This window comes from Pannonibacter sp. I15F10I1, assembly GCF_900185665.1.
Classification (GTDB): Bacteria; Pseudomonadota; Alphaproteobacteria; order Rhizobiales; family Stappiaceae; genus Pannonibacter; species Pannonibacter indicus.
Genome location: NZ_FYAN01000008.1, coordinates 428,791 through 453,167, shown reverse-complemented (window position 1 = coordinate 453,167; position 24,377 = coordinate 428,791). Strand labels below are relative to the sequence as shown.

20 protein-coding genes and 1 tRNA gene are annotated in these 24,377 nt (G+C 63.7%); 10 read left to right on the top strand and 11 right to left on the bottom strand.

The window, feature by feature from the left end:
* Nucleotides 1-78 precede the first annotated feature (78 nt).
* The 7 genes from IF10I1_RS07950 to IF10I1_RS07920 form a co-directional block, all read right to left on the bottom strand.
* The gene (locus tag IF10I1_RS07950) at nt 79-1,143 is read right to left on the bottom strand and encodes an ABC transporter ATP-binding protein (protein ID WP_186414997.1); all 1,065 of its coding nucleotides are present in this window, start codon (nt 1,141-1,143) and stop codon (nt 79-81) included.
* A gap of 11 nt (nt 1,144-1,154) precedes the next feature.
* Complete coding sequence (locus IF10I1_RS07945) at nt 1,155-1,988, bottom strand: carbohydrate ABC transporter permease (RefSeq protein WP_019966439.1); 834 nt, start codon at nt 1,986-1,988, stop codon at nt 1,155-1,157.
* A 3-nt stretch (nt 1,989-1,991) separates the two neighbouring features.
* Nucleotides 1,992-2,915 carry a carbohydrate ABC transporter permease gene (locus IF10I1_RS07940; protein ID WP_186414998.1) on the bottom strand — a complete coding sequence of 308 codons (924 nt, stop codon included), beginning with the start codon at nt 2,913-2,915 and terminating at the stop codon, nt 1,992-1,994.
* Between the two features lie 86 nt (nt 2,916-3,001).
* Complete coding sequence (locus IF10I1_RS07935) at nt 3,002-4,261, bottom strand: sugar ABC transporter substrate-binding protein (protein WP_186424447.1); 1,260 nt, start codon at nt 4,259-4,261, stop codon at nt 3,002-3,004.
* Nucleotides 4,262-4,297: 36 nt separating this feature from the next.
* Nucleotides 4,298-5,470, bottom strand: coding sequence for a PLP-dependent transferase (locus tag IF10I1_RS07930; RefSeq protein ID WP_186414999.1), 1,173 nt, complete (start codon nt 5,468-5,470; stop codon nt 4,298-4,300).
* On the bottom strand, nt 5,467-6,192 hold the full coding sequence (locus IF10I1_RS07925; RefSeq protein WP_186415000.1) for a FadR/GntR family transcriptional regulator: 726 nt from the start codon (nt 6,190-6,192) through the stop codon (nt 5,467-5,469). The genes IF10I1_RS07930 and IF10I1_RS07925 overlap by 4 nt, the downstream gene beginning before the upstream one ends.
* Before the next feature lie 275 nt (nt 6,193-6,467).
* A tRNA-Leu gene (locus IF10I1_RS07920) sits at nt 6,468-6,555 on the bottom strand.
* A gap of 573 nt (nt 6,556-7,128) precedes the next feature.
* On the opposite strand from IF10I1_RS07920, the gene map reads away from it, so the two are divergent.
* Together map and radC are read left to right on the top strand one after the other, a co-directional pair.
* Nucleotides 7,129-7,962: a type I methionyl aminopeptidase gene (map, locus tag IF10I1_RS07915; protein WP_050472709.1), complete on the top strand. Its 834-nt coding sequence runs from the start codon at nt 7,129-7,131 to the stop codon at nt 7,960-7,962.
* A 74-nt stretch (nt 7,963-8,036) separates the two neighbouring features.
* Nucleotides 8,037-8,774 (top strand): DNA repair protein RadC, encoded by a 738-nt coding sequence (gene radC, locus IF10I1_RS07910; RefSeq protein ID WP_122520350.1) that lies wholly within the window; start codon nt 8,037-8,039, stop codon nt 8,772-8,774.
* A gap of 6 nt (nt 8,775-8,780) precedes the next feature.
* Here the strand turns inward: radC and IF10I1_RS07905 are convergent, their stop codons facing one another.
* Entirely contained in the window at nt 8,781-9,653 is an 873-nt protein-coding gene (locus IF10I1_RS07905; RefSeq protein WP_186391921.1) for a hypothetical protein, read from the bottom strand.
* Between the two features lie 376 nt (nt 9,654-10,029).
* On the opposite strand from IF10I1_RS07905, the gene IF10I1_RS07900 reads away from it, so the two are divergent.
* A complete protein-coding gene (locus IF10I1_RS07900) occupies nt 10,030-12,231 on the top strand; it encodes a bifunctional diguanylate cyclase/phosphodiesterase (RefSeq protein WP_208994263.1) in 2,202 nt (733 codons plus the stop codon).
* A gap of 78 nt (nt 12,232-12,309) precedes the next feature.
* On the opposite strand, the gene cueR is transcribed toward IF10I1_RS07900, so the two are convergent.
* From cueR to ppdK, 3 genes are read right to left on the bottom strand one after another with little or no spacing between them, the layout of a single operon-like run.
* Nucleotides 12,310-12,711, bottom strand: a complete 402-nt coding sequence (gene cueR / locus IF10I1_RS07895; RefSeq protein WP_050472705.1) for a Cu(I)-responsive transcriptional regulator — start codon at nt 12,709-12,711, stop codon at nt 12,310-12,312.
* A 1-nt stretch (nt 12,712) separates the two neighbouring features.
* Nucleotides 12,713-13,675 carry an ArgK/MeaB family GTPase gene (locus IF10I1_RS07890; RefSeq protein WP_186391923.1) on the bottom strand — a complete coding sequence of 321 codons (963 nt, stop codon included), beginning with the start codon at nt 13,673-13,675 and terminating at the stop codon, nt 12,713-12,715.
* Between the two features lie 3 nt (nt 13,676-13,678).
* Nucleotides 13,679-16,342: a pyruvate, phosphate dikinase gene (gene ppdK, locus IF10I1_RS07885; RefSeq protein WP_123194601.1), complete on the bottom strand. Its 2,664-nt coding sequence runs from the start codon at nt 16,340-16,342 to the stop codon at nt 13,679-13,681.
* A gap of 355 nt (nt 16,343-16,697) precedes the next feature.
* On the opposite strand from ppdK, the gene IF10I1_RS07880 reads away from it, so the two are divergent.
* The 7 genes from IF10I1_RS07880 (at nt 16,698) to IF10I1_RS07850 (ending at nt 24,327) form a co-directional block, all read left to right on the top strand.
* Nucleotides 16,698-18,491, top strand: a complete 1,794-nt coding sequence (locus tag IF10I1_RS07880; RefSeq protein ID WP_094461943.1) for a tetratricopeptide repeat protein — start codon at nt 16,698-16,700, stop codon at nt 18,489-18,491.
* A gap of 7 nt (nt 18,492-18,498) precedes the next feature.
* Nucleotides 18,499-19,410, top strand: coding sequence for a 4-(cytidine 5'-diphospho)-2-C-methyl-D-erythritol kinase (locus tag IF10I1_RS07875; RefSeq protein ID WP_186391924.1), 912 nt, complete (start codon nt 18,499-18,501; stop codon nt 19,408-19,410).
* A gap of 210 nt (nt 19,411-19,620) precedes the next feature.
* The gene (locus IF10I1_RS07870) at nt 19,621-20,706 is read left to right on the top strand and encodes an ABC transporter substrate-binding protein (protein WP_186391925.1); all 1,086 of its coding nucleotides are present in this window, start codon (nt 19,621-19,623) and stop codon (nt 20,704-20,706) included.
* Nucleotide 20,707: 1 nt separating this feature from the next.
* Nucleotides 20,708-21,760 (top strand): iron ABC transporter permease, encoded by a 1,053-nt coding sequence (locus tag IF10I1_RS07865; protein WP_186391926.1) that lies wholly within the window; start codon nt 20,708-20,710, stop codon nt 21,758-21,760.
* Nucleotides 21,757-22,515, top strand: a complete 759-nt coding sequence (locus tag IF10I1_RS07860) for an ABC transporter ATP-binding protein (RefSeq protein WP_186391927.1) — start codon at nt 21,757-21,759, stop codon at nt 22,513-22,515. The genes IF10I1_RS07865 and IF10I1_RS07860 overlap by 4 nt, the downstream gene beginning before the upstream one ends.
* Nucleotides 22,512-23,825, top strand: a complete 1,314-nt coding sequence (locus tag IF10I1_RS07855) for a hypothetical protein (protein WP_186391928.1) — start codon at nt 22,512-22,514, stop codon at nt 23,823-23,825. Before IF10I1_RS07860 ends, IF10I1_RS07855 begins: the two co-directional genes overlap by 4 nt.
* Nucleotides 23,818-24,327 carry a hypothetical protein gene (locus IF10I1_RS07850; RefSeq protein WP_186391929.1) on the top strand — a complete coding sequence of 170 codons (510 nt, stop codon included), beginning with the start codon at nt 23,818-23,820 and terminating at the stop codon, nt 24,325-24,327. The genes IF10I1_RS07855 and IF10I1_RS07850 overlap by 8 nt, the downstream gene beginning before the upstream one ends.
* Nucleotides 24,328-24,377: the final 50 nt, after the last annotated feature.

The window sequence follows — 24,377 nt, the reverse complement described above, 5'->3', positions numbered from 1 at the left end:
GGACACCAACCTCTCTGCAGCGCAGTCCGTGGCGGCGCTGGCGGCAGACGGCAACAGCCTGATGACGCCCTGGCGCCTTCAGACGCGGTTGCCGTCTTCGTCGAACAGATGCAGATGTTCGGCCGGAAAGCTGACCCGCAAGCCTGCTGCAGGTGTGAGGACGGAGCGGTCCAGGGTGAAGGCCTTGAACGCCTGGCCATGCAAGGCCAGATGCAGGATGATGCCGAAGCCCGTGGGTTCCACCAGATCGACACCGGCCTCCCAGCGCCCCTCGTCAGAGAGGCTGACATGCTCGGGCCGGATGCCAAGCGTCGCCGGGGCGCCGTCCGCCAGACCGCCGCGCGGGGACAGGGGAATGGCTGTTCCATCGGCAAGGCGGAACTCCGCACCGCCACTGCCGAGATGGTACCGGCCTTCAAGAAAATTCATGCCCGGCGACCCGATGAAGCCGGCGACGAAGAGGTTGGCCGGCCGGTCATAAAGATCGAGCGGTGTCCCGACCTGCTGCACAACGCCGCCATGCATGGCAACGATCCGGTCGGCCAGGGTCATGGCCTCGATCTGGTCGTGGGTGACATAGATCGAGGTTGCGCCCAGGTCCGCGTGCATTTTCTTGATTTCCGCGCGCATCTGTTCGCGCAGGCGGGCATCCAGGTTGGACAAGGGTTCATCGAACAGAAAGGCTTTCGGCTTGCGGACAATGGCCCGGCCCATGGCTACCCGCTGGCGCTGCCCCCCGGAAAGGGCCTTCGGCCGCCGTTCCATCAGAGGCTCGAGGCCAAGTTTGCCGGCAGCCTCCCCGATCATTTCAGCGATCAGTTCCTTCGGCGTTTTGCGCAGGCGCAGGCTGTAGCTCATGTTTCCGGCGACGGTCATATGCGGGTAAAGCGCATAGGACTGGAACACCATGGCGATGTCCCGGTCCTTCGGCGGCAGATCATTGACCCGCTTTCCGGCGATATGAATGCCGCCCGAACTGACGTCCTCCAGCCCGGCAATCATGCGCAGAAGCGTGGACTTGCCGCAGCCGGACGGACCGACGAGAACGATGAATTCACCGTCCTGGATGTCGAGATCAACACCGTGCAGAACCTCGACCACGCCGTAGTTTTTCCGGACGTCCCGAATTTCGATTGAGGCCATGAGAAAACCTTTCAGCCTTTGACCGCGCCGGCCGTCAGACCCTGCACGAGATAGCGCTGGATCATCAGGAAGAAGAGGCAGGCCGGGATCAGCGCGAGCACGCCGGCAGCCATCATCTGTCCGAAATCAACGGAGAATTTGGAAACGAAGGTCAGCAGCCCGACCGGGAAAGTCGCCGCGTCCGTGCCGGAGATCAGCATCAGGGCGAACAGCAGTTCACTCCAGGCCGCAGTGAAGACGAAGCCAAGGGTCGCCGCGATCCCCGGCAGGGTGAGCGGCAGAATGATCTGGCGGAACGCCTTGAACTGGGTCGCGCCGTCGATCATCGCCGCCTCCTCCAGATCCTTCGGAATACCATCGAAGAACGACTGCATCAGGAAGGTCGCGAAGGGCACGTTGAAGGCGGAGTAAACGATCACCAGCCCGGTCAGGCTGTTGGTCAGGCCGAGCGGCGAGAGGATCTTGAAGATCGGGGCGACCAGCATCACCAGCGGAAACATCTGGGTAATCAGCATCAGGGCGATCAGCCAGTATTTCGCCCGGAACGAGAACCGCGACAGGGCATAGCCGGACAGCGAGGCGATCAGCGTTACCACCAGCGCGGTCGAACCGGCGACAATCACCGAGTTGCGGAAGAAGGTCGGGAAGGCGCTGTGCCGGAGCACGAAGTCGAAATGCTCGTAGGTCGTCCTCGACGGCCACATCCGCACCCCTTCGCTGTAGAGCAGATCGTTGGGTGTAACGGCGACCTTGAGCAGCCAGTACAGCGGAAACAGGGCGAAGACCACGTAGCAGAGAATGGCCAGGCGATGGGCCGCGACGAGAGAGAATTTGCGGACATGCATGTTTCAATCCTCCTTCAGAAGCGTCTGGCGGAGGAAGACGATCAGCATCGAATAGACCAGCAACAGGATCAGCAGCACCAGCGCGATGGCCGAGGCATAGCCAAAATCAAGACGCTTGAAAGCCTGGGTGAAGATATAGCTGGCGACGATCTGGGTCCGGTCCGCCGGCCCGCCATTGGTCATCACCACGATCAGATCAGCAAAATTGGCGATCCATACAGTGCGCAGCAGCACGGTAATGGCGATGGTCGGGGCAAGGAAAGGCAGCGTGATGGAGAGGAACCGCTTGATGGGTCCGGCGCCGTCGATGGCCGCAGCCTCATAGAGATCACGCGGAATGGACTGAAGCGCGGCAAGCAGGGTGATGGCAAAGAACGGAATGCCCCACCAGACATTGGCGGTGATCGGCCCCCACATGGCCAGGTGCGGATCGGACAGGATATTGTTCGCCTCACTGCGCAGGCCGAGGGCGAAAAGCCAGTGCGGCAAGGGGCCGATGACCGGGTTGAACAGCCAGGCCCAGTTCAGGCCGGCAAGGAATGTCGGCACCGCCCAGGGCAGAAAGACGAGAGCCTGCACGAGACCGCGCCCGCGGAAAGGCTTGTTGAGCAGCAATGCCAGGATCAGCCCGAGGCCAAACTGCAGAAAGACGGAAGTACCGGTCCACCACAGCGTGTTCGAAAGCGCCCGGTAGAAGGCCCTGTCGCGGGCGAGAGTCTGGAAATGCTCCAGCCCGACGAAGCCGCCGGAAAAGGGGTTGAGCAGCTGAATATCACGGAAGGCATAGGAGATGCCGAGAACCAGCGGCACCAGCATGACCGCGGCGATCAGGAACAGCGCCGGGGCGCTGTACAGATAGGGTTCCGCATCAAGGGCAATGCGCCGCAGCAAGGGCGGCCTGCCCCGGGACTGAACAAGGCGTGTCATCGTTCTGCGCTTCTCTCGCGTCGGGATGGCGTGAGGCCCTGGCGGCGCAGAACGCCGCCAGGGTAAGGCTGCACGGGAAAGGGCAGTTATTTCTTGGCGAGAAACTTCTGCTGCGCCTTGGTCATGTAGTCCGCCCACTTGGCGGCCAGCTCTTCCGGCGTGATGTCGCCGAGCAGGGCTTCCTGCGATGTCTGGATCGCCAGGGAATCCTTGAAATAGGCGAATTCTTCCAGATAGGTCGGCATGGTGGTCGGGATCGCGTCCGGATCCTCCAGAACCTTGAACCAGCCCTTGAACTGCTCGCTGGCATAGAACGGATCATCGGACGCAGATTTCAGGGCAGGCAGCGCCCCGGTGCGCTTGTTCCAGGTCAGGTTGCCTTCCGGTCCTTCAAGCGTCGCGATCAGCTTCCAGGCGAGATCCTTGTTCTGGCTCTTGGCCATCATCGACCAGCCGGCATAGCCGATGGTCGGGAAGGTCTTGCCCGACGGTCCCTTCGGCATGGTCGTGACGCCGAAATCCTCGGCCTTCATGCGCTCGGCAATGGCAATCAGCGCATCGGGGTCCTGGTCCAGGAACGCGCAGGTGCCGCTGTAGAAGCCGGCGACGATCTCGTTGAAGCCCCAGTTGATGGAATCCTTCGGCGCATAGCCATTCTTGTAGAGGTCGATCAGCCAGCTGATGCCCTTCTGCCAGCCCTCGCTGTCGAATGTCGACGTGCCGTCTTCATTGAAGAAGGTATTGGACCCGGCCATTGTCGCGCCGAACATCACCCAGCCGTTCAGGCCACCCGGACCGCCGCGCAGGCAGTAGCCGTATTTGCCCGGCAGGGCGGAGACCTTGCGGGCGGCTTCGGCAAACTCGTCCATGGTCACGGGCGGTTCGGAAACGCCGGCTTCGGCCAGCAGCTTCTTGTTGTAGAACATGGCCCGCAGATAGAAGCCATAGGGCAGCATATAGGCCGTGTTGTCGATGTCGCGGCCAAGCTCCAGAGCCCGGTCGGACAGATCTGCGGTGACTTCCCAGTCGCTCAGATAAGGCTCCAGGCTCTCCAGCATGCCGTTGTTGGCATAGAGCGAGAGCCAGGTGTCCGGCATTTCCATCACATCGGGAATCTCGCCGGCGGAGACCATTGTGGCGAACTTCTGGAACGCCTCGCCCCACGGCAGGGAGATGATCTCGACCTTCGTTCCCGGGTTTGCCTGCTCGAATTGCGCCACGATGGATTTCAAGGTCTCCGTCCGGGCCGGGCTGGTAATGACTTCAACCAGCTTCAGCGTCGTATCGGCCAGTGCCGTACCGGACATCATCGAGGCCAGCAGGCCCGCTGTCAGCATTCTTTTCATCATTGTACTTCCCCTCTTTTTGAAGACATTGATTTTTTATTGGTTTTGGGAGGCAGCGAACGCAGCCTCCAGATCGCGCCACAGGGCCGTGGTTCCCTCCAGGCCCACATGGATGCGCACGGATCGGGGGTCGATGCCGAAGGCCTGTGCCGAATTGGGCTGCGCCTTCTGCTGCAGGACGACCTCGCCGGGGACGATCAGGCTTTCGTGGCCGCCCCAGCTGACCCCGAGCTGAAACAGCTTCAGGTGATTGCAGAAACCGGCGATGTCCGTGCCCTCGCGCAAAGTGAAGGAGAACAGTCCGGAGGTTCCCTCAAGGCCCGGCGGCAGCCGGTTCGCCAGCGCGGGATGGAACACCTCGCCGACCCTTTCATGGGCTTGCAGACGCCGCGCGATTTCCAGCGCCGAAGCCTCATGCGCCTTCATGCGGACCGGAAGCGTGCGCAGGCCGCGGATGAGCAGCCAGGCATCGAAGGGCGACAGCTTGCCGCCGAGATAAGGCAGAGCTTCGCTGCGGATACGGCCGATCAGCTCTGCCGAGCCTGCAACAACCCCGGCCACAACATCGCTGTGCCCGCCCAGATATTTGGAGGCCGAATGCAGCACCAGATCGGTGCCCAGCGCCAGGGGACGCTGAAAGACCGGTGTCGCCCAGCTGTTGTCGATGATCGAGATGACGCCTTCCTTGCGCGCCAGTGCCGCCAGCGCCCCGACATCATGGGCTTCCATGACCCAGCTCACCGGGCTTTCGAGATAAAGGATCCTGGCACCGGGAAGAGCCCTGGCGACCGCATCCTCATCGTGGCCGTCCACATAGGTCACCTCGACACGCATGCGCTTCAGGATCGTGCCGAACAGGCGGAAGGCATCGGGATAGACATGGCGCACGGCAACGATCCGGTCTCCCGGCTCAACGAAAGTCAGGATGGAAGAGGCAATGGCGGCCATGCCGCTCGCGAACCCGAGCGCATCCTCGCCGCCCTCAAGCTTTGCCAGCATTTCCTCGAAGAGCCGGACGGTGGGGTTGAGGCCGCGCGAATAAACCGGGCGGACTTTCTCGCCGCGGTAGGTCTCCAGCATTTCCTCATAGCTTGAGAATGTAAAAAGCGACGTCTGCACGATGGGCGGCACCACGGCACCATAAGCATGGGCCTCATCGTGAGCCGCGATCAGGGAAAAGGGATCCAACGGGCTGGAACCGTCATTCATTTGGACATTTCCTTAATATCTTCCTCGACCACATCGAGAATTTTCAAGGTTTCGCGCCGCGCCGCTTCCGTGTCCTGTGCGGCAATGGCGTTGAACAGGGTGCGGTGATAGGGAAAGGAGCGGCGGGCAAAATCCGCCCGGTTGAAAGGCCGGTCCCAGAAGCGCTCGAAAGCCTCGCGCATCTGCTCCAGAAGCTGCCGGAACAGCGGATTGTGCGTGGCATCATAGATGGACAGGTGAAAGGCCAGGTCCTCCGGACCGGAGGTGCCCTGCTCCAGATGCACCCGTTCCATCTCCATGAGTTTCAGCTCGATGATGGCAAGGTCTTCGCTGGTCCGCTGCCGCGCCGCGACAATGCTGGCTTCCGCTTCGAGGCCGCGCCGGACCTCCAGCGTCTTCAGCAGCACATCGCGCAGGTTCGCCGTGTCCAGCGACAGCGGCATATGGATCGTGGCGGAAGTCACCGGCTTGATCAGATAGGTGCCGCTGCCCTTGCGGGTTTCCAGCACCCCGAGTGCCTGAAAGTGACGGATGACCTCGCGGATGGTCGAGCGGCCAACCGCCAGCGCATCCATCAGCTCCCGCTCGGCCGGCAGCCGGTCACCGGCCTTCAGTCCGGCCTGCGAGACATAAGCTGCCAGCGCTTCCGTCACCTGGCGCACCCGGTCCATGGGCGCCAGCGGCGCGATCACCGGTCTGCTGCTCTCCCCGCCACCCCTCATGCCGCCCCCTGTTCGATAAATCCGAATTGGTCTGACATCTTACCAAAACGGCTGCATGAAAGTTTGTCAAGGGGCGTTCAGGCCAAGGCTCCGGACGGCCGGCGCCTCCAGCCCCCCAAAGGCCCAAGCGCCACAACGCCTTAACCGGCATCCGCGGTTTCAGGTCCCTTTGGAACAGATATGCCGACGCCCGCGGCCAATGGCCGGCCGGGTGGGCAAACGGATCGGGCGGAGAACTGGGGGACGATTTGGAAGTTATGGTGGCTGATGCAGCCTGGTGCGGACGACGGGACTCGAACCCGTAAGCCGTTTGAGGGCGGCGGATTTTAAGTCCGCTGTGGCTACCAGTTTCACCACGTCCGCATGTCTGGGCCGGAGCAAAGGCGCGCCCTTTGGCGGGTCCTGTCCGGTCGGCGTCAGGCCCCGATAAAAGGGCATTGGCCGGTGGCCGGGGAGGCTGTCTCCGGCGCGGGTATGAGGTAGCGGCAGAGGCGTCCGTCTGCAAGTGCAAATTGGTGCGGACATGCAGCCCCTCGCCGGGCAGGCGGCAGGCCCTTGCCGGGCAGGCGGCAGGCCGTTGCCGGGCCGGAGCAAGATCGGTCGCGGTTCTGCGTGCTGGCCGGGCCAAGGGTGGTTTCCGGCTCATCTCCGGCTGTTGAAACGGCCTTCCGCTTCCCTTTTCCCCCACCTCCCCCAGCCTGCGGCAGGAAAATTCTTCTGCGGGGGCTGACACATCTTTCCTTGCAAGCCGGGGCCGCTCATATTAGGCGACAGAACAGACAGGCGAGCCCCATGACAACAGGCAGCATGCCGCCCCGGTCTGGTGCCCCGCGCCAGAGCACCACGGCCTTGCGCGCCAAGTCCTCCAAGTCCCATGCGCAGCGGGTCCTTGACCTGCGGCACAGGGCGGAGACGAATCGGATCAGAACGGAACCTATGGTCACCTATATCGACGCAGCCACCGCCCCGCTCAAAAACACCGGCCAGGTGCGGCTCTATTCGCCGGAAGACTTCAAGGCCATGCACAAGGCCGGCCAGGTGACGGCCGAATGCCTCGACGGCCTTGCAGATCTGGTGAAGCCGGGCGTGACCACGCAGGAGCTGGATGATTTCGTCTACCGCTTCGGCCGCGACAAGGGCGTGCTGCCGGCAACGCTCTATTACCGGGGCTACACCAAGGCGAGCTGCACCTCGATCAACCATGTGGTCTGCCACGGCATCCCCAATGACAAGCCGCTGCGCGAGGGCGATATCGTCAACATCGACGTGACCTTCGTCGTCGATGGCTGGTATGGCGACAGCAGCCGCATGTATCCGGTGGGCGAGCTGAAGCGTTCGGCCGAACGGCTGATCGAGGTGACCTATGAGTCGCTGCTGCTGGGCATTGAGGCTGCCCGCCCCGGCAACACCACGGGCGATATCGGCTATGCCATCCAGACCTTCGTGGAAAAGGAGCGCTGCTCCGTGGTGCGCGATTTCTGCGGCCACGGCGTCGGCCGTCTGTTCCACGACACGCCCAACATCCTGCACTATGGCCGCAAGGGCGAAGGCATCGAACTGAAGCCGGGCATGATTTTCACCATCGAGCCGATGGTGAACCTCGGCAAGCCGCAGGTGAAGGTGCTGAGCGACGGCTGGACCGCCGTCACCCGCGACCGCTCGCTCTCGGCCCAGTTCGAGCATGCAATCGGCATCACCGACACGGGCTGCGAGATCTTCACGCTCTCGCCCAGGGGCCTGCACCGGCCCGGCTTCGACAAGGCCGCCTGAGCAGGATAGACTGACCGGAGCAGCCACACCTCCCGCATACCCCCTCTTCAGCTCTTCTGACCACGGAACGCGGCATGCCGAAGGACGACACGGGCGACAAGACGGATGAGGCGCAGGGCGGCTTTTCGGAGCGCGCCTCCGCGCCGCATTATACCGGCCACCGGGAGCGGCTGCGCGACCGGTTCCGCCAGCACGGGGCGGATGGCTTTGCCGATTACGAGCTGCTGGAACTGTGCCTGTTTCTCGCCATTCCGCGCGGCGACACCAAGCCGCTGGCGAAAGCCCTGCTGCAGCGTTTCGGCTCCTTCACCAATGTGCTGGCAGCCTCACCGGCCCGCATTCAGGAGGTCAAGGGCGCCGGGGAGAAGGTGGCCGATGCGCTGAAACTGCTGCAGGCCTGTGCCACCCGCTATGCAAGAGGCGAGATCGTCGACCGCGAACCGCTGTCCTCCTGGTCCAAGGTCGTCACCTATGTGCGCGCCGCCAGCGGCCATGCGGACCGGGAAGAGTTCCGCATCCTGTTCCTCGACAAGAAAAACGGCCTCATCGCCGACGAGGTGCAACAGCGCGGTACCGTGGACCATACGCCGGTCTATCCGCGCGAGGTGATCCGCCGGGCGCTGGAGCTTTCGGCCACGGCCATCATTCTGGTGCATAATCACCCGAGCGGTGACCCGACGCCCTCGCGCGCCGACATCCAGATGACGAAGCAGATCATCGACATCGCCAAGCCTCTGGGCATCGAGGTGCATGACCACATCATCGTGGCGCGCGGCGCGGAAATCAGCTTCCGGGGCCTGCAGCTGATCTGAGGGCTGTCACATTGAGGCTGGACCGGCTCCACGTTCATGCGCCCGGTGCGCGGCTTCGCACAGCCAGCCCCAGAACATCAGATACCAGTCGCGCACGCCGGTGAGAAAGGCAGGCGAGAGCTGCAGCTCCCCCTGATCGCGGCGCTGCACCAGCCATCCGGCGGCCTCCGCCTTGTTGATGACATTGCGCACATGGGAATGGGAGATGCCCAGCTGTGCAGCGGCCTGCCGTGCGGCGAAGGGCTGCCAGGGCGCCCGCTCCGGCGCGCCGTAATGGGCCTTCAGCAGGATCAGCGCCAGCCGGTCGCCGCAGTCGAACCGGTCGAACCAGGGCCAGGCACCTTCCCCCGCCAGCGATTCCCGGGTCAGGCGCACCATGTCATGGGTCTCGGCCACAAGGCGCAGGCCATAGACGGGATCGGTCTGCAGACGCTGATGAAGGTCCGGCCCCGGCAGCGGCAGCCCGGCCACTTCGGCACAGGCCAGATGGTGGGACAGCCAGGTCTTGAGACCGTTCAGCATCAGCTCCGTCGGCTCCAGCCGCTTTTCGCGCCGGTTGCCGGAGGCCTCAACCGCCCGCACATAACCGGCCAGCTTCAGCAGGCCAATGAAGCTCGCCAGCGTGCGGCTGCGGCCCATCTGCTGCTGCAGGACGGACAGCGTGGCGGCCTCCCCTTCCCCAAGCTGCGCCCGGCAATGAAGGATCGCCAGCAAGCCCGCCGCATGGGACTGCAGGCTCTTGCCGAAGATCTTGTTGATCAGCCGCTCGCCCATGTGCATGGGCAGGATGTTGTCCGCGCAGCGCAAGATTGCGGCCGCATAGGCATCTTCATCCATATGCTGCGGCCAGCCGCCGCGTGTTCGCGCAATCTGATCCATGCGATCTCCCGTTTCAGCGGCACAATACCAGTTCCAGCTTCCAGAAAAAGGTCCCGAATGCATCTGCGGCGGCCCGGCCGTGCCTGAGACTGTCTGAATCTTCAAATGCTTAGACGCCAAACATGACGTTACGTAATCATTGCTTCACGCCGGTATAACAAAACAGCCGGGGAACCTCTCCAACAGGCCCATTCTTCAATGCAGCATTACAATTTGTCTCTTCATGAACTGACCTTAACCAAGTCCATCCGCCATTCTTTAAGTCTTTTCCCGGAGACTAAATTTCAGAAGCCGGGGACGGGTCAACATGGATCAGGGAATAGGGACGCAGGGAGGAAAGATAGCAAACACAATCATCATTCCGGTGATTGGCGTGATGCTGCTTGCCGTCGTGTTTGTTTTCGCAATTCTCATCTGGTCTTCGGCCCTGACCGATACTGCCGCAGAAGACAGCGAGCGCAACCTGATCGAAGGATCGCTGGCGCTGCAGCTGGACCAGCTGAGCAACCAGCAGGAAGCCGCCGCGGTCTGGGACGATGCCTATTTCCGGGCAAAGCGCGGCTCGGAAGAAGCCGCCTGGCTGCTGCACCGGGTTGCGATTTCGCTGTCTCAAATGCACGGACACACCAGGACAGCCATCCTGGACCGCAATCTGTCAGCCATTGTCGCCTATGATGATGATGGTGCAGCCAACTGGCTTGACGAGACGCTGCTCAACGCCCTTAGCGGACCGGTGGCCCGGGTCAGGGCCAGCTACATTGCAAGCTTCAAAAAGACGCCCTCCGGCACCTACAGGTTTCAGCCGGACTACCGGGCCAATCACCGGACCATCTTCGAAAACGGTGTTGTCCTGGCGGGCGGGCGGCCGCATTACTTCAGTGTGACGGCAATCTCTCCGCAGACCCACAACATCGGCGCAGATCGGGATGCGCCGGCCGTGCTGCTGAGTTTCGTCGCCATGACCCCTTCGGTGCTCGGCCGCCTCTCCGGAATGGCAGGTATTGCCGGGATTGAAGCAGGGCCGGTCCAACAGAGCCGCAGCGATGTGGCCTCAATCCTCGTCATGGATCCGTCCGGCCAGCCGGTGATGCGCCTCAACTGGCGCTCATCCCGTCCCGGTTCTCTGATGCTCATGCGCATCCTGCCTGTGCTTGTTCTGCTCGTGCTGGCCATCGCCGCCATGACCGCCCTTCTGCTGAACTATGCAAGGCAATCGACCCGCAAGCTCGCCAACAGCGAGGCCCGCGCCATCTACGCCGCCCAACATGACAGCCTGTCCGGTCTGCCGAACCGTGACTACTTCAGCCGCATGCTGGTGGAGGCTCTTGCGGACTATCAGGACGAGCGCAGCGCCAAGGGGCTGACGGCTGTCATCTACATCGATCTGGATCACTTCAAGGACATCAATGACACGCTGGGCCATGCGGCCGGCGATGAAGTCATCAAGGCGGTGACGGCGCGCCTGCGCACCATCGTGCCGCCCACGGGCATGCTGGCGCGCATCTCGGGCGATGAATTCGCCATGATCCTGTCGGGCTGCCGCTCGCGCTCCCTCATCGAATATCAGCTCAGCCACATCCAGGACGAGCTGAGCCGCCCGCTGCGAGTTGCCGGTAGCGAGCTCTACGTCAGCCTGTCCATGGGTGCAGCCATTGCCCCGCAGGACGGCACCACCGCAGGAGAACTGCTGCGCAAGGCGGACATCGCACTCTACGATGCCAAGGCCAATGGCCGCCGCCGCTGGTCCTTCTTCGATCCGGCCATGGAAGAGCATGTCCACACCCGCGACAAGATCGCCCGCGACCTGCGCCGTGCCATCGACAATGACCTGCTTTCGGTCGCCTATCAGCCGCAGCTGGACAGCCGCACCGGCCGCGTTGCCGCTGTGGAAACGCTGGTGCGGTGGACCCAGCCGGACCATGGGCCGATCAGCCCGGCCATCTTCGTGCCCATTGCCGAAGAAACGGGCCTGATCAACGACCTGGGGCTTTGGGTGCTGCGCCGTGCCTGCCGGGATGCCCATAACTGGCCGGACATCACCGTTTCGGTCAATATTTCACCGACCCAGTTCCGCCATCCGCGCTTCATCGATCAGGTGATCGAGACCCTCTCCGCCTTTGACGTTGCGCCCTCGCGTCTTGAAATCGAGGTGACGGAGTCCGTCTTCGCCGGCAAGGACGACACCGTTCTGACGGCCATGAAGCGGCTGAAGGAACTGGGCCTCAAGATCGCGCTGGATGACTTCGGCTCGGGCTATTCCAGCCTCAGCTACCTGCGCCGCTTCCCCTTCGACATTCTGAAGATCGACCGGGACTTCATCTCCCCGGTGGATGAGAGCCCGCAGGCGCAGGCGATCGTGCGCACCATCATCGATCTGGGCGCGGCCCTCGGCATGACCGTGGTGGCCGAGGGCATCGAAACCGCGCCGCAGGTGCAGTTCCTCACCAGCGCCGGCTGCGAGCGCATGCAGGGCTATTACATCGGCCGCCCTGCCCCGGTCGAAACCGTCTCCGCCCTCATCCAGAGCATCAGCCTTGACCCGATGATCCTGCGCCCGGCCAACCGCCTCGCCGGGTAAGACCGTGCGGCGCTTGAGCCTTTTCAAGGCGTGATGCGTCAGCCATCGAAAGCCTTGGAAACAGCATCCGCCGTCAGTTCAGTGCCCTGACAGCCCGTCAATGATGGCGCAGTCCGGACAGCTGTCGCCCCGGCAGGCCTCGACCATCGCGGTGAGATCGTCGCGCAGATCCATGAGCTGACGGATCTTGGTTTCCAGTTCCGCCAGATGCGCCTCGGCCACAGCCTTCACACGGGCGCTGCTCCGGTGCGGGTTCTGGCGCAGCTCCAGCAGGCTGCGGCAATCCTCGATGGAAAAGCCGAGGCTGCGGGCACGCTTGAGAAACTGCAGCCGCTCCACATCCGCCGGCGAATAGGCACGGTAGCCGTTGTCCTGCCGCAGCGGGCGCACCAGCCCGATGTCCTCGTAATAGCGCAGTGTCTTGGCCGGAAATCCCGTCAGTTCCGAGACTTCGCCAATGCTGCTGCCGGCCTCTGTCATGTCAGGTCTCCGTTGCAGCCTCGTCCGGCACCACCTTGACCACCAGACGGCGGTCCGCCAGCCGCATGGCGGTAAAGGGGCCACCCGCCACGCCGATCAGCGCCGCCGGGTCGAGAAGATGGCTTCCGGCCTGACCATAGCGGGTCTTCAGATAGTCCGCCACCCAGGCCTCCTGACGCTGGGCAAAGCGCCGCGCCGCAAGCCCGCCAGCCTCCAGAAACACCCGGTGCGCTTCAATCGCCTCGTGCAGTGCCTCAAGGCCGCTGCCGTCCTGCGCACTGACCGGCAGCACCGGCACCTGCCAGCCCTCGCGCTCCCGGTCGCTCAGGGACAGGGCCCCCTTCACATCCGCCACGGCACGGGCCGCATAGGCGCCCATGTCGGCCTTGGTCACCACGATGATGTCGGGCAGCTCCATCACGCCGGCCTTCATGAACTGCAGGCTGTCGCCGGAGCCCGGCTGGATGCACAGAACGAGCGTATCGACCGCGATCGCCACATCCGCTTCCGACTGGCCGATGCCGACGGATTCAACGATCACCGCCTCGCGCGCCGCCCGCATGACGGCAATGGCCGCCAGCGCGTGATCCGAAAGCCCGCCCAGCCGGTCCCGCGCTGCCATGGAGCGGATGAAGATGCCCGCATCCTCAGGGTCAGCCGTCAGCCGTGTCCGGTCCCCCAGAAGCGCCCCACCCGAGCGGCGGGAGGACGGGTCCACGGCAATGATGCCGGTGGTCTTGCCCGCGCCCCGCAGCCCCTTCAGCAGGCTGTTGGTGAGCGTCGATTTGCCCGCCCCCGGCGGTCCGGTCAGACCCAGCACATGGCCAGAACCCTCCCGGCAGGCCGCATCCAGAAAGGCATCCACCTCCGCCTGCCCGTGACCGGTCTCGATCCGGGTCAGCGCCCGGGCAAGGGCGAGCTTGCCCCCGGCCCTGAGCGCAGCGATGGCCTCACTGCCCACCATGCCTCATGTCCGGCGCAGATAGGACTGCGCCGCCGCAAGCCGGGCAATGGGCACGCGGAATGGCGAGCAGGACACATAGTCGAGGCCGACGCTTTCGCAGAAGGCAATCGAGGCCGGGTCACCGCCGTGCTCGCCGCAAATGCCGAGCTTGATGTCCGGCCGCACCGCCCTGCCCCGTTCGGCTGCGATGGAGATCAGTTCGCCGACACCATCCCTGTCAATGGAAACGAACGGATCCTGCTCGATGATGCCCTTGAGCTGATAGGTGCCGAGGAAGGACGCCGCATCATCACGGGAAATGCCGAAGGTGGTCTGTGTCAGGTCATTGGTGCCGAAGGAGAAAAACTCCGCCGTGGCGGCAATGTCGCCGGCGCGCAGGGCAGCGCGCGGCAGTTCCACCATGGTGCCGACCTGATAGGACACGGCAACGCCGGTTTCCTTCGCTACGGCCTCCGCCATGGCGTCGATGCGCCCGCGCACGAGGTCCAGCTCCGCCTTCAGGCCCACGAGCGGCACCATGATCTCCGGCACCACCGGTGCACCGGTCTGCCTGCCTGCCTCGACAGCCGCCTCGAAGATGGCGCGGGCCTGCATCTCAGCGATCTCCGGATAGGAGACCAGCAGACGGCAGCCGCGATGGCCAAGCATTGGGTTGAACTCTTCGAGGTCCAGCGCCCGTTCGCGCAGCTTCTCCGCGTCAATGCCCATGGCAGCGGCGACTTCCGCAATCTCTTCATCGGACTTCGGCAGGAACTCGTGCAGCGGCGGATCCAGCAGGCGGATCGTCACCGGCAGGCCATGCATGATCTCGAACAGCTGCACGAAGTCATCCCGCTGCATCGGCAGCAGTTTGCCCAGCGCCGCGCGGCGGCCTTCTTCCGCCGAAGCAAGGATCATCTCGCGCACGGCAATGATGCGGTCGCCATCGAAGAACATATGCTCGGTGCGGCAAAGGCCGATGCCCTCCGCGCCGAACTGCCGGGCGGCCCGTGCATCCGCCGGCGTTTCGGCATTGGTGCGCACCTTCATGCGCCGCACCTCGTCGGCCCAGCCCATCAGCGTGGCAAAGTCACCGGAAAGCGCGGGCTGCAGCATCGCCACCTCGCCCACCAGAACCTGGCCGGTTGATCCGTCGATGGTGATCACATCGCCCTTGGCAAGCGACCGCCCGCCCGCCGTGAGGGTGCCATTGCGGTAATCGATGCGGAGCGCACCGGCGCCAGAGACACAGGGCTTGCCCATGCCGCGCGCTACCACCGCCGCGTGGCTTGTCATGCCGCCCCGGCTGGTCAGAATGCCTTCCGCAGCATGCATGCCATGAATGTCTTCCGGGCTGGTCTCAACGCGCACCAGAATGACCTTGCGGCCGGCAGCCTTGGCCTCTTCGGCCTCTTCCGAGGTAAAGACAATGGCCCCGCTGGCCGCCCCCGGGGATGCCGGAAGACCGGTAACGAGGATGTCGCGCTTTGCCGCCGGATCGATCGCCGGATGCAGCAGCTGGTCCAGCGCCTGCGGCTCGACGCGCAGCACCGCTTCCTCGCGGCTCAGCAGCCCTTCGTCCGCCATGTCGACGGCAATCTTCAGCGCCGCCTTGGCCGTGCGCTTGCCCGAACGGGTCTGCAGCATCCACAGCTTGCCGCGCTCGATGGTGAATTCCAGATCCTGCATGTCCCGGTAATGGGCTTCCAGCCGGTCGCAGATGGTCTGAAACTCGGCGAAGGCCTCCGGCATCAGCACCTCCAGAGAAGGCCGTTCGGACCCTGCCTCAAGCCTTGCCTTCTCGGTGATGTCCTGGGGCGTGCGGATGCCGGCCACCACGTCCTCACCCTGCGCATTGACGAGGAACTCGCCATAAAGCGCCTTCTCGCCCGTGGACGGATTGCGGGTGAAGGCAACGCCCGTGGCGGAGGTTTCACCCATGTTGCCGAAAACCATGGCCTGCACATTCACCGCCGTGCCCCAGTCGGCCGGAATGTCATGCAGGCGGCGGTAGGTCTGGGCGCGGGCGGTCATCCAGGACTCGAACACAGCCCCGATCGCCCCCCACAGCTGATCCATCGGATCCTGCGGGAACGGCCGCTCCAGCTCGTCTTCCACCAGCGCCTTGTAGCGCTCGACAATGCTGATCAGTTCTTCGGTGGACAGATCCGTATCCAGCGAGTGCCCGGCCTCATCCTTCACCTCATCGAGGATTTCCTCGAAGGCGTGATGATCAAGGCCCATCACCACATCGCCGTACATCTGGATGAAGCGGCGGTAGCTGTCATAGGCAAAGCGGCGGTCACCTGCGGCCCGTCCGATGGCTTCGACCGTCACATCGTTGAGACCGAGGTTGAGCACCGTGTCCATCATGCCGGGCATGGACACTCGTGCGCCGGAGCGGACCGACACCAGCAGCGGGTTCTGCGCATCGCCGAAGCGGCGGCCGGTCAGTTCCCCGGCTGCGGCAAGGGCCAGCTCCACCTGCTGCGCCAGATCGTCCGGATAGGTCTTGCCCTTGTCGTAATACCAGGTGCAGACCTCTGTGGTGATGGTAAAGCCAGGCGGCACGGGAAGGCCCAGATTGCTCATTTCGGCAAGATTGGCCCCCTTGCCGCCGAGCAGGGTCTTCAGACCCGCATTTCCTTCCGCAGTTCCATTGCCGAAGCCATACACCCACTTGGTCATGCTGCATCTCCCGTTACGCGTCCCGCCACCGGGCTGCCTCCTCCGGCGGAAAGCTGAACGCTGACCTCGCGCCCGTTATTCCTGCAATGCCGGACCGGAGCGCACAAGGCTTTTTTGCACCGCAACGCAAAGCACCAGTTGAACAGGGCTTGGCAATTGGCCGAAGGTCGAATGCGGCAAGACGTCTGACAATCATCAGGCTGGCATCGCGAAGCTTTGTGATAAATGTGATCAGGTGATACCACCAAAGGCGGGGCTCCGGCTTGCCCCGGCGCCACAAAGCCGCCATCGTATCATGAAGATGTGGGTTCACATGGAATCACGATGGCGCATACCATCGGTCCTGAGAGGTAAGATGACGACGTTGACCGACGTTCCGGCGCAGAAGCGCAAGATTTCCGCGGGCCGCTGCAGCCGCCTGCTGCTTGGCGTGGCGCTTCTGATGGTCCCGGTGCAGGTGCAGGCCTCTTCTGGCGAGCCGGTAGCAACACAGCCGCAATATGGCACCCCTCAGGATCTTCCCGTCACGCAGGCAGGCAGCTATCTGGCAGCGCGCCTTGCCGCCCGCTGGAACGATTTTCCCTCGGCTGCCGCCTTTTTTGAAGAGGCGCTCGGCACCGATCCGGAAAACGGCCTCCTGGTGGAACGCGCTTTCATGCTGCGCATGGCCAGTGGCGACTTTGAGGATGCACGCATTCTTGCCGAGGACATGCAGGCCCTCAAGATCCGCAACTTCATGGCAAGCCTCCTGAAAAGCCTTGATCTGGCGCGCGACGGCAGCTTCCGCGAAGCCTCCCAGACGCTGGAAAGCGATGGCGGCGGTCCGCTTGCAGATCTCACCGTCGGTGTTTCCAAGGCCTGGTTCGACCTTGGAGCGGGCGACCTGAAAAAGGCGCTTGCAGGTCTTGATGCGCTGAAGGGCCCTGACTGGTTCAATGTGTTCAAGCACAACCATGCCGCCCTGATGGCCCAGCAGGCCGGGCGTATGGACATTGCCCTGACGCGGATCAAGCAAGCCTATGAGGCGGACCGCGGAGCGCTGAAAGTTGCCGATACCTATGCCATTCTGCTTGCCTCTGCCGGCAAGAAGAAAGAAGCCCTCGCGGTCCTCAACCAGTATGATCAGCTGATCCCAAGCCATCCCATCCTCTCCACAACCCGCGCGCGGATCGAGAAGGGGGAGACGTTTGGCCCGGTTGTCGCGGACCCGCTGACGGGAATAGCTGAACTTCTGAGCGGCCTCGGCTCGGCCATCGGCAATGACGGCGCAGAAGAACTGGGCGCTGCCCTGCTCAACCTGTCGCTGGATCTCAACGGAGATGGCGATTTTGCAGCTCTCGCCCTTGGCGGGCTGTATAACCGGCTGAATGCGCCGGACCGGGCCATCACCGCCCTGGAGCGTGTGCCGGAGAGTTCACCGCTGAAGCGGGACGCGGAGATCCAGATCGGCCTCAACTTCAACGCTCTCGACAAGGTGGATGAGTCCCGCCAGCATCTGCAGGCCCTCATCGACAAGGACCCGGCTGATCTTGAGGCGATCATTGCGCTTGGCAATGTGCTGCGTTCCCGCGAGATGTTTGCAGAGGCCGAGGTGGTCTACACCAAAGGCATCGACACGGTGGACAAGCCCCAGCCGGAGCATTGGGGCCTTTATTACAACCGCGGCATTTGCCGCGAGCGGCTGAAGAAGTGGAACGAGGCGGAGGTCGATCTGCGCACGGCGCTGGAGCTTTACCCGGACCAGCCGCAGGTGCTCAATTATCTGGGTTATTCGCTCGTTGATCAGGGCATGAAGCTCGATGAAGCGATGCAGATGATCCAGACGGCCGTCCGCCTGCGCCCCAGCGACGGCTATATCGTCGACAGCCTGGGCTGGGCCTATTACAGGCTCGGCCGCTACGAGGAAGCCACGCGGGAACTGGAGCGTGCGGTCCAGCTGCGCCCGGCCGATCCGGTGATCAACGACCATCTGGGCGATGCCTACTGGAAGGTGGGACGCCGTCTCGAGGCCCGGTTCCAGTGGAACCATGCCCGCGACCTCAACCCCACGCCGGAAGATCTTGTAAAGATCCTCGACAAGATCGAAAACGGCCTGCCCGACACGCCTGCGGCCGTCGAAGCCAGCGCTCCGCCGAAGAACGGCGGCTGATCCGGCCATGAGGGGGAACGGAGCATCATCCGGCGCGGACACCGCGCCGGTTTTTTCCTGCCTTGCCAGAGCCAAGATCAATCTGGCCCTGCACATTACGGGGCGGCGGGAAGACGGCTATCACCTGCTGGACAGCTTCACCATCTTCGCTGAAACGGGCGACCAGCTGAGCCTCCGGACCGCGGCAAGCTCCTCCTTCACCGTCTCCGGCCCCTTTGCCGCCGCGCTGGAAGGCGGCGGCCCGGCGGACAGCAATCTCGTATTGCGCGCCATCGCCGCGCTGCAGAACGCGTCCGGCCAGTCTCTGCCACCCTTTGCCGTGCATCTGGAAAAGAATCTGCCGGTCGCCTCCGGCATCGGTGGCGGGTCGGCGGATGCGGCAGCGGCTCTGAGACTGGTCCTGGAGGCCACAGGCCTCGCGGTGCCTTCGGATGCGCTGCAATCCATCACGCTGGACCTCGGGGCGGACGTGCCTGTTTGCCTCGCCGGGCGGCCGGCCCGCATGTCCGGCATCGGCGAAACCCTTGCTCCGCTGCCCCCCCTGCCCCGCTGCGGCCTGGTGCTGGTCAATCCGGGCGTGGCGGTCAGCACGCCTGCCGTGTTCCGCGCGCTTGAATGCCGCGACAATCCGCCCCTGCCCGCACTGCCTGAGGAATTCTCCAGCCGCAAAAATCTCATCTGCTGGCTGAAGGAGACCCGCAACGACATGCAAGCCGCAGCCATTGGCCTGTCACCGGTCATTGCGGAAGTGCTGGCTGCGCTGGAAGCTCACCCGGCAGCAGAGTTCTGCCGCATGTCCGGCTCCGGCGCCACCTGCTTTGCCCTCTGCGCGCCGGAGGCAGCGGGCGCACTGGCAGATGACCTGCGCCAGCGGCACCCCGGCTGGTGGATTGCAGCCAGCGAAGTGAGCGCCGGATAAGTGTCCCGTCAGCGGACAACGGGTGAGCCACTCCCGCATTCTTTGCGCCCGAAACAATCGTGACATTGGGCATGCAGCCGGCGTCATGCGATCAACCCCGGCCATCGCATGACGCTTGGGCATCCTAATTTATGACAGGGATATTAAAAATCTTTACATTTATATTCATATTTAGGATGTGATCCCTGAGAAAACTTTCAGGGGATCTTCATGTTTTCCAGATGGAACAAGCTGCCGGTCGCACTCGCGCTCGTTCTGGCCCAGCCGGTCAGCTCGATGGCGGATCAGATCACGATCACCGACCACGAAAACCGTGAGGTTGTGCTGGCAAAACCTGCCGAAAGGATCGCATCCATCCCGATCCCGATGGCATCGACGATCATCGCCATGGATGGCGGAACCTCGAAGCTGGTCGGGATGAACCCGACCGCAAAGTCGGCGATCGTCGAGGGTGTGCTCGGCAGGATATTCCCCGAAGCCAAGGACATCCCCTCCGGCATCACTGCGCCGAACTTCATTCCGAACGTCGAGGAACTGGCGGCCACCAATCCCGATCTGGTCATCCAGTGGGCAGACCGTGGCCCGGATCTGGTCGATCCGATCGTCAATGCCGGACTGACCGCGCTTCTGATCTCCTACGGAACAGAGGAAAAGACCAAGCAGTATCAGGCCATGGTGGCAACCGCGATGGGCAAGCCCGAACGGGCGGAGCTGATCAACGGCTGGCGCGATCAGGTGGCCGCCGAAATGACAGCAAAGTCGAAGGACATCCCGGACGGGAACCGGCCGAAAGTGCTCTATCTCGGCCGTGCGCTCGAAACGCTGACCGCTTCCGGCGACAAGGGCAACTACAACGCCTTCTATATCAATCTGACCGGCGCGGCCTCGGCATCGGCCAATCTCGAAGGCCAGGGCACGACGATCAGCCCGGAGCAGATTGCCGAGTGGAACCCCGATGTCATTCTCCTGAACAGCTTCGAGGCAAGGCTTGGCGTCGAACGGGTCTATGAGGATCCGATCCTGTCGCTGACAAAGGCCGCTCAGGAAAAGCGCGTCTACAAGATGCCGCTTGGCGGCTACCGCTGGGATCCGCCAAACCAGGAAAGCCCGCTGACCTGGATGTGGCTCGGCAATCTGATGCATCCGGACATCTTCCAGTATGACCTGCGCAGCGAAATGAAGAAGGCTTACAGGACGCTCTACGGCTACGATCTGACCGAAGAGGACATCGACGGCATCCTGTGGATCGGCATGCAGGGCGATGCTGCCGGTTACGCCCAGTTCAGGGCGAAGTAAGATGACGATCGCCGCAGCTGAAAACCGGCGCGGAAGGTCGGCCGGTCTGCGGATCGGGGCGTTCGGGCTCATGGTTCTGGCGCTGTGCGCCAGCATGCTGTTCTCGATCGGCGCCGGACGCTTTTCCGTCGATCTGACGCGCATTGCCGAGATACTGGCGGCGGCGGCGCTCAACCCCGGCGCGGCACCGGCCGAGATGGACGAGCGCATCGTCCTGCTCGTGCGTCTGCCGCGCGTGCTGCTGGCGGCGTTGTCGGGTGCCGCGCTTGCCGTTGGCGGTGCGGCACTGCAAGGCGTGTTCCGCAATCCTCTGGTCTCGCCGCAGGTGCTCGGCATCAGCCAGGGCGCGGCCTTCGGCGGCGCACTTGCCATTCTGTTCGGCTATTCCGGCATGGTGCTGCTCGGCATGGCCTTCGTTCTGGGCCTGTCGGCGCTGGTTCTGGTCGGGCTTCTGGCCCGTATCAACGGCCGCACCGAGGTGATCACGGTGATCCTCGCCGGCATGATCATCGGGGCGCTGTTTGCAGCGCTGGTGTCCATCGTGCAGTTCGTTGCCGACCCCAACACTTCTCTGCCTGCCATCGTGTACTGGCTGATGGGGTCGTTCTCGACCGCCACCTGGCCGAGGCTGTGGCTTGCCGTTCCGGGCATGGGCCTTGGCCTTGCTGCCGTCTGGCTGTTGCGCTACCGGCTCAATCTTCTGGCGCTTGAAGAGCAGGAGGCCCGCTCGCTCGGCGTCAATCCCGACCGGGAACGCTGGTACATCTTCATCGCCATTTCGCTGATGACCGGCACCTCGGTGGCGGTGGCTGGCATCATCGGCTGGATCGGCCTCGTCGTGCCGCATGCAGCGCGCATCCTGGTCGGCGAAGACCATCGCGCGCTGATCCCGGCCTCGGCGCTGCTCGGTGCCGCCTATCTGACGCTGATTGACACCATGGCGCGCACGCTGACCGCAGCCGAGATCCCGCTTGGCGTCCTGACCGCTCTGGTGGGTGCCCCGGTGTTCGGCTACCTGCTGCGGCGCCATTTCAGGGAGACGAACCGCGCATGATCGGGCTTCACGATGCGTCCGTATCCTTCGGCGCCCGCACGCTGTTTTCCGGCATCACCTTCAACGTGCCCGTTGGCCGCTCCATGGCCGTCCTCGGCCCCAATGGCCGCGGCAAGACCACGCTTTTACGCGCCATGCTCGGCTTTCAGCCGTTGGCAAAAGGCAGCCGCAGCGCACCGAAAATTGCAGGCTACGTGCCGCAGCACGGCGCCTCGCAGGCAAAGCTGTCCGGCCTTGAGGTGGTGATCATGGGCCGGGCCGCCCGGCTGGGCCTGTTCGGCCAGCCCTCCGCGGAGGATCACGCAGCAGCGGAAGAAGCACTGGCCGAGGTTGGTGCGTCCCATCTGGCCGGGCTGCGCTACGACCGCATGTCCGGCGGCCAGCGGCAGATGGTGCTGATCGCCCGCGCCATCGCCACCGGATCGGCCGCACTGATTTTCGATGAGCCGACCTCGGCCCTCGACCTCGGCAACCAGTCGCGCACGCTGGAGCTTCTCAACACGCTGCGGCTCCGCCGCGACAAGGCAATCCTCTTTACCACCCACGACCCGAACCATGCCCTTGCCGCAGCCGACGACGTTCTCCTGATGATGCCGGGCGGCCGCGAGATTCATGGCACCGTCGATGAGATGATCGAGCCCGGCAATCTCTCCGAACTCTACGGTGTCGCGATGCGATGGGTGGACATCACTGGACCTGCAGGCGAGATGCGGCGGGCAATCCTGCCGGCCTTTGCCGGAATAGAGGCCGCATGAGCACGATCTATCTGAAATCCGCCTATGACGCCCCCTCGGAGGCGGTGCTGGCGGCCGCAGCCGAAGGCCTGGTGACAATCGTCGGGCAGCCGGAGCTGACTGCGGACATGCTTCTGGCGCATGAGGGCCTGATCACCGGCAATCAGCTCGACCAGAATGCCATGCTGGCGTTGAAGGACGGGCTCGCCGCCTTTCTCAATGCCGGCGGCCGCTGGTTCTTCAACGGCCATATGCTCCGCCCGCTGGTGGATGGCATGGCGCAGTACCGGCCAATCGAGGCGCCGAAACGAGCCGATTTCAACCTGTCGTCCGTCAACCAGCATCCGCTGTTTTCCGGTATCGAGCTCTCGAAGCTTGAGACCAACAAGGGTGTGGCGGGCTTCTACGGCAGAGGCTGCAATCCGATGCCCGAGGGCGCGGTCGCGGTTAACGGGCTGGGCCCGGCAAACGTGCCGGTCGACTGGGTCTGGGCGCGGCCGGAAGGCGGTCGTATCTTCTCCCACGCCGGAAATGACCTCGGCTCCATAGGGCTGGAATGGGACCTCGCGGGCGAGTTGATGCGGCGGATCATCGGCTGGACCCAGGGCGGCGCCTGCATTGACCCCTGGCCCGCCGCACCGTCCGCACCCGCGGCCGATCTGCCGCTGGCAGAACCTGAGACCTACACCGGCATGCGCAATCAGCGCCGGACCGGACGGCGGCGCGTCGTCGCGCCCTCCTGTGGCACCTATTACCATATCCGCAGTCTGGAGGGCGCGCGCTACACTGATGTCTTCGATGTGATCTGCGCGCCCGAGCAACTCGGTGACGTCCTGCAGCCCGGCGATATTCTCTGGGTTCCGTGCCGCACGCCAGCGCAGCGGATGATCGCCCAGAAGTCCGTGCTTGCCCGCCACCTGGAGGCCGGCGGCACGGTGATTGCGCTTGGCGAGAGCCGGTCCGACCTGTGGCTGCCGGATGTCAGCTTCACCGGAACCCCGACGAACTGGTGGTGGTGGCTCGACCCGGCCGCCGATCTCGGCGTGCGCGTCACCGGGGCTGCTGCCAGCCATCCGCTGATGGCCGGGATCGGCAGCAAGGACGTGACATGGCATCTGCATGGCTGGTTCACGCCGCCGGATGGAGCCACCGTTCTTGCCCGCGACGGTGATGGCCGCGCCATTTTCTACGAGGACAAGGTCTCGACGCCCGGAACGATGATCCTTTCCTCACTCGACCCGATGTTTCACCATGGCTCGCATTTCATGCCCGCGACGACAAGCTTCCTCGACCGTTTCGTTCCCAACCTGAAAGCCCTTGCAGATGACTGATTTCATTACTGTTCTGGACAACGGCCGTCCGCTTGGCTTCACTTTCGATGCCATCAACGCCTATCACGGCGGCGGCTTTCCCGGCGGCGTCGCCCACGCCCTGAAGGCGATGCAGGCAGCGTTTCCCCTACTCTCCGATACACCGCTCGAACGGCGCGAAGTCACGATCGTGACAGCCTTCTCCGGCCCCGGTGGGCACGATGCGCTGGAAATGGTGACCCGTGCACTGACCGGAGGACGGCTGACCGTCGACAAGGCGATTGGCGGCAAGGATGTCATCACCGATCACCCGGGGCCCTACGTCTTCCGCTTCAGCTATCGCGGGCGGACGGCAGAGGCCGTGATCAGACCGGGGCATGTGAGGGAAGAATTCGTCACCCTGGGCGCCAAGAAAGACAAGACACCCGGCGAGATTGCCCGGCACGAGGAATTGAAGGCCGAAATGGCCAGCCGCCTGCTGCCGCTTGCTGCGGAAGACGTCTACGCCGTCAGCGTGTCGTAAGGCTCTGCCCGCCCACCGGTATCAATCTGCGGGCGGGCGGGGCTTCAAAG

Bases quoted from the DNA above. Each gene is read 5' to 3' on its own strand.
- IF10I1_RS07950 (WP_186414997.1), bottom strand. From the start codon at position 1,143: ATGGCCTCAATCGAAATTCGGGACGTCCGGAAAAACTACGGCGTGGTC.
- IF10I1_RS07945 (WP_019966439.1), bottom strand. From the start codon at position 1,988: ATGCATGTCCGCAAATTCTCTCTCGTCGCGGCCCATCGCCTGGCCATT.
- IF10I1_RS07940 (WP_186414998.1), bottom strand. From the start codon at position 2,915: ATGACACGCCTTGTTCAGTCCCGGGGCAGGCCGCCCTTGCTGCGGCGC.
- IF10I1_RS07935 (WP_186424447.1), bottom strand. From the start codon at position 4,261: ATGAAAAGAATGCTGACAGCGGGCCTGCTGGCCTCGATGATGTCCGGT.
- IF10I1_RS07930 (WP_186414999.1), bottom strand. From the start codon at position 5,470: ATGAATGACGGTTCCAGCCCGTTGGATCCCTTTTCCCTGATCGCGGCT.
- IF10I1_RS07925 (WP_186415000.1), bottom strand. From the start codon at position 6,192: ATGAGGGGTGGCGGGGAGAGCAGCAGACCGGTGATCGCGCCGCTGGCG.
- map (WP_050472709.1), top strand. From the start codon at position 7,129: ATGGTCACCTATATCGACGCAGCCACCGCCCCGCTCAAAAACACCGGC.
- radC (WP_122520350.1), top strand. From the start codon at position 8,037: ATGCCGAAGGACGACACGGGCGACAAGACGGATGAGGCGCAGGGCGGC.
- IF10I1_RS07905 (WP_186391921.1), bottom strand. From the start codon at position 9,653: ATGGATCAGATTGCGCGAACACGCGGCGGCTGGCCGCAGCATATGGAT.
- IF10I1_RS07900 (WP_208994263.1), top strand. From the start codon at position 10,030: ATGCTGCTTGCCGTCGTGTTTGTTTTCGCAATTCTCATCTGGTCTTCG.
- cueR (WP_050472705.1), bottom strand. From the start codon at position 12,711: ATGACAGAGGCCGGCAGCAGCATTGGCGAAGTCTCGGAACTGACGGGA.
- IF10I1_RS07890 (WP_186391923.1), bottom strand. From the start codon at position 13,675: ATGGTGGGCAGTGAGGCCATCGCTGCGCTCAGGGCCGGGGGCAAGCTC.
- ppdK (WP_123194601.1), bottom strand. From the start codon at position 16,342: ATGACCAAGTGGGTGTATGGCTTCGGCAATGGAACTGCGGAAGGAAAT.
- IF10I1_RS07880 (WP_094461943.1), top strand. From the start codon at position 16,698: ATGACGACGTTGACCGACGTTCCGGCGCAGAAGCGCAAGATTTCCGCG.
- IF10I1_RS07875 (WP_186391924.1), top strand. From the start codon at position 18,499: ATGAGGGGGAACGGAGCATCATCCGGCGCGGACACCGCGCCGGTTTTT.
- IF10I1_RS07870 (WP_186391925.1), top strand. From the start codon at position 19,621: ATGTTTTCCAGATGGAACAAGCTGCCGGTCGCACTCGCGCTCGTTCTG.
- IF10I1_RS07865 (WP_186391926.1), top strand. From the start codon at position 20,708: ATGACGATCGCCGCAGCTGAAAACCGGCGCGGAAGGTCGGCCGGTCTG.
- IF10I1_RS07860 (WP_186391927.1), top strand. From the start codon at position 21,757: ATGATCGGGCTTCACGATGCGTCCGTATCCTTCGGCGCCCGCACGCTG.
- IF10I1_RS07855 (WP_186391928.1), top strand. From the start codon at position 22,512: ATGAGCACGATCTATCTGAAATCCGCCTATGACGCCCCCTCGGAGGCG.
- IF10I1_RS07850 (WP_186391929.1), top strand. From the start codon at position 23,818: ATGACTGATTTCATTACTGTTCTGGACAACGGCCGTCCGCTTGGCTTC.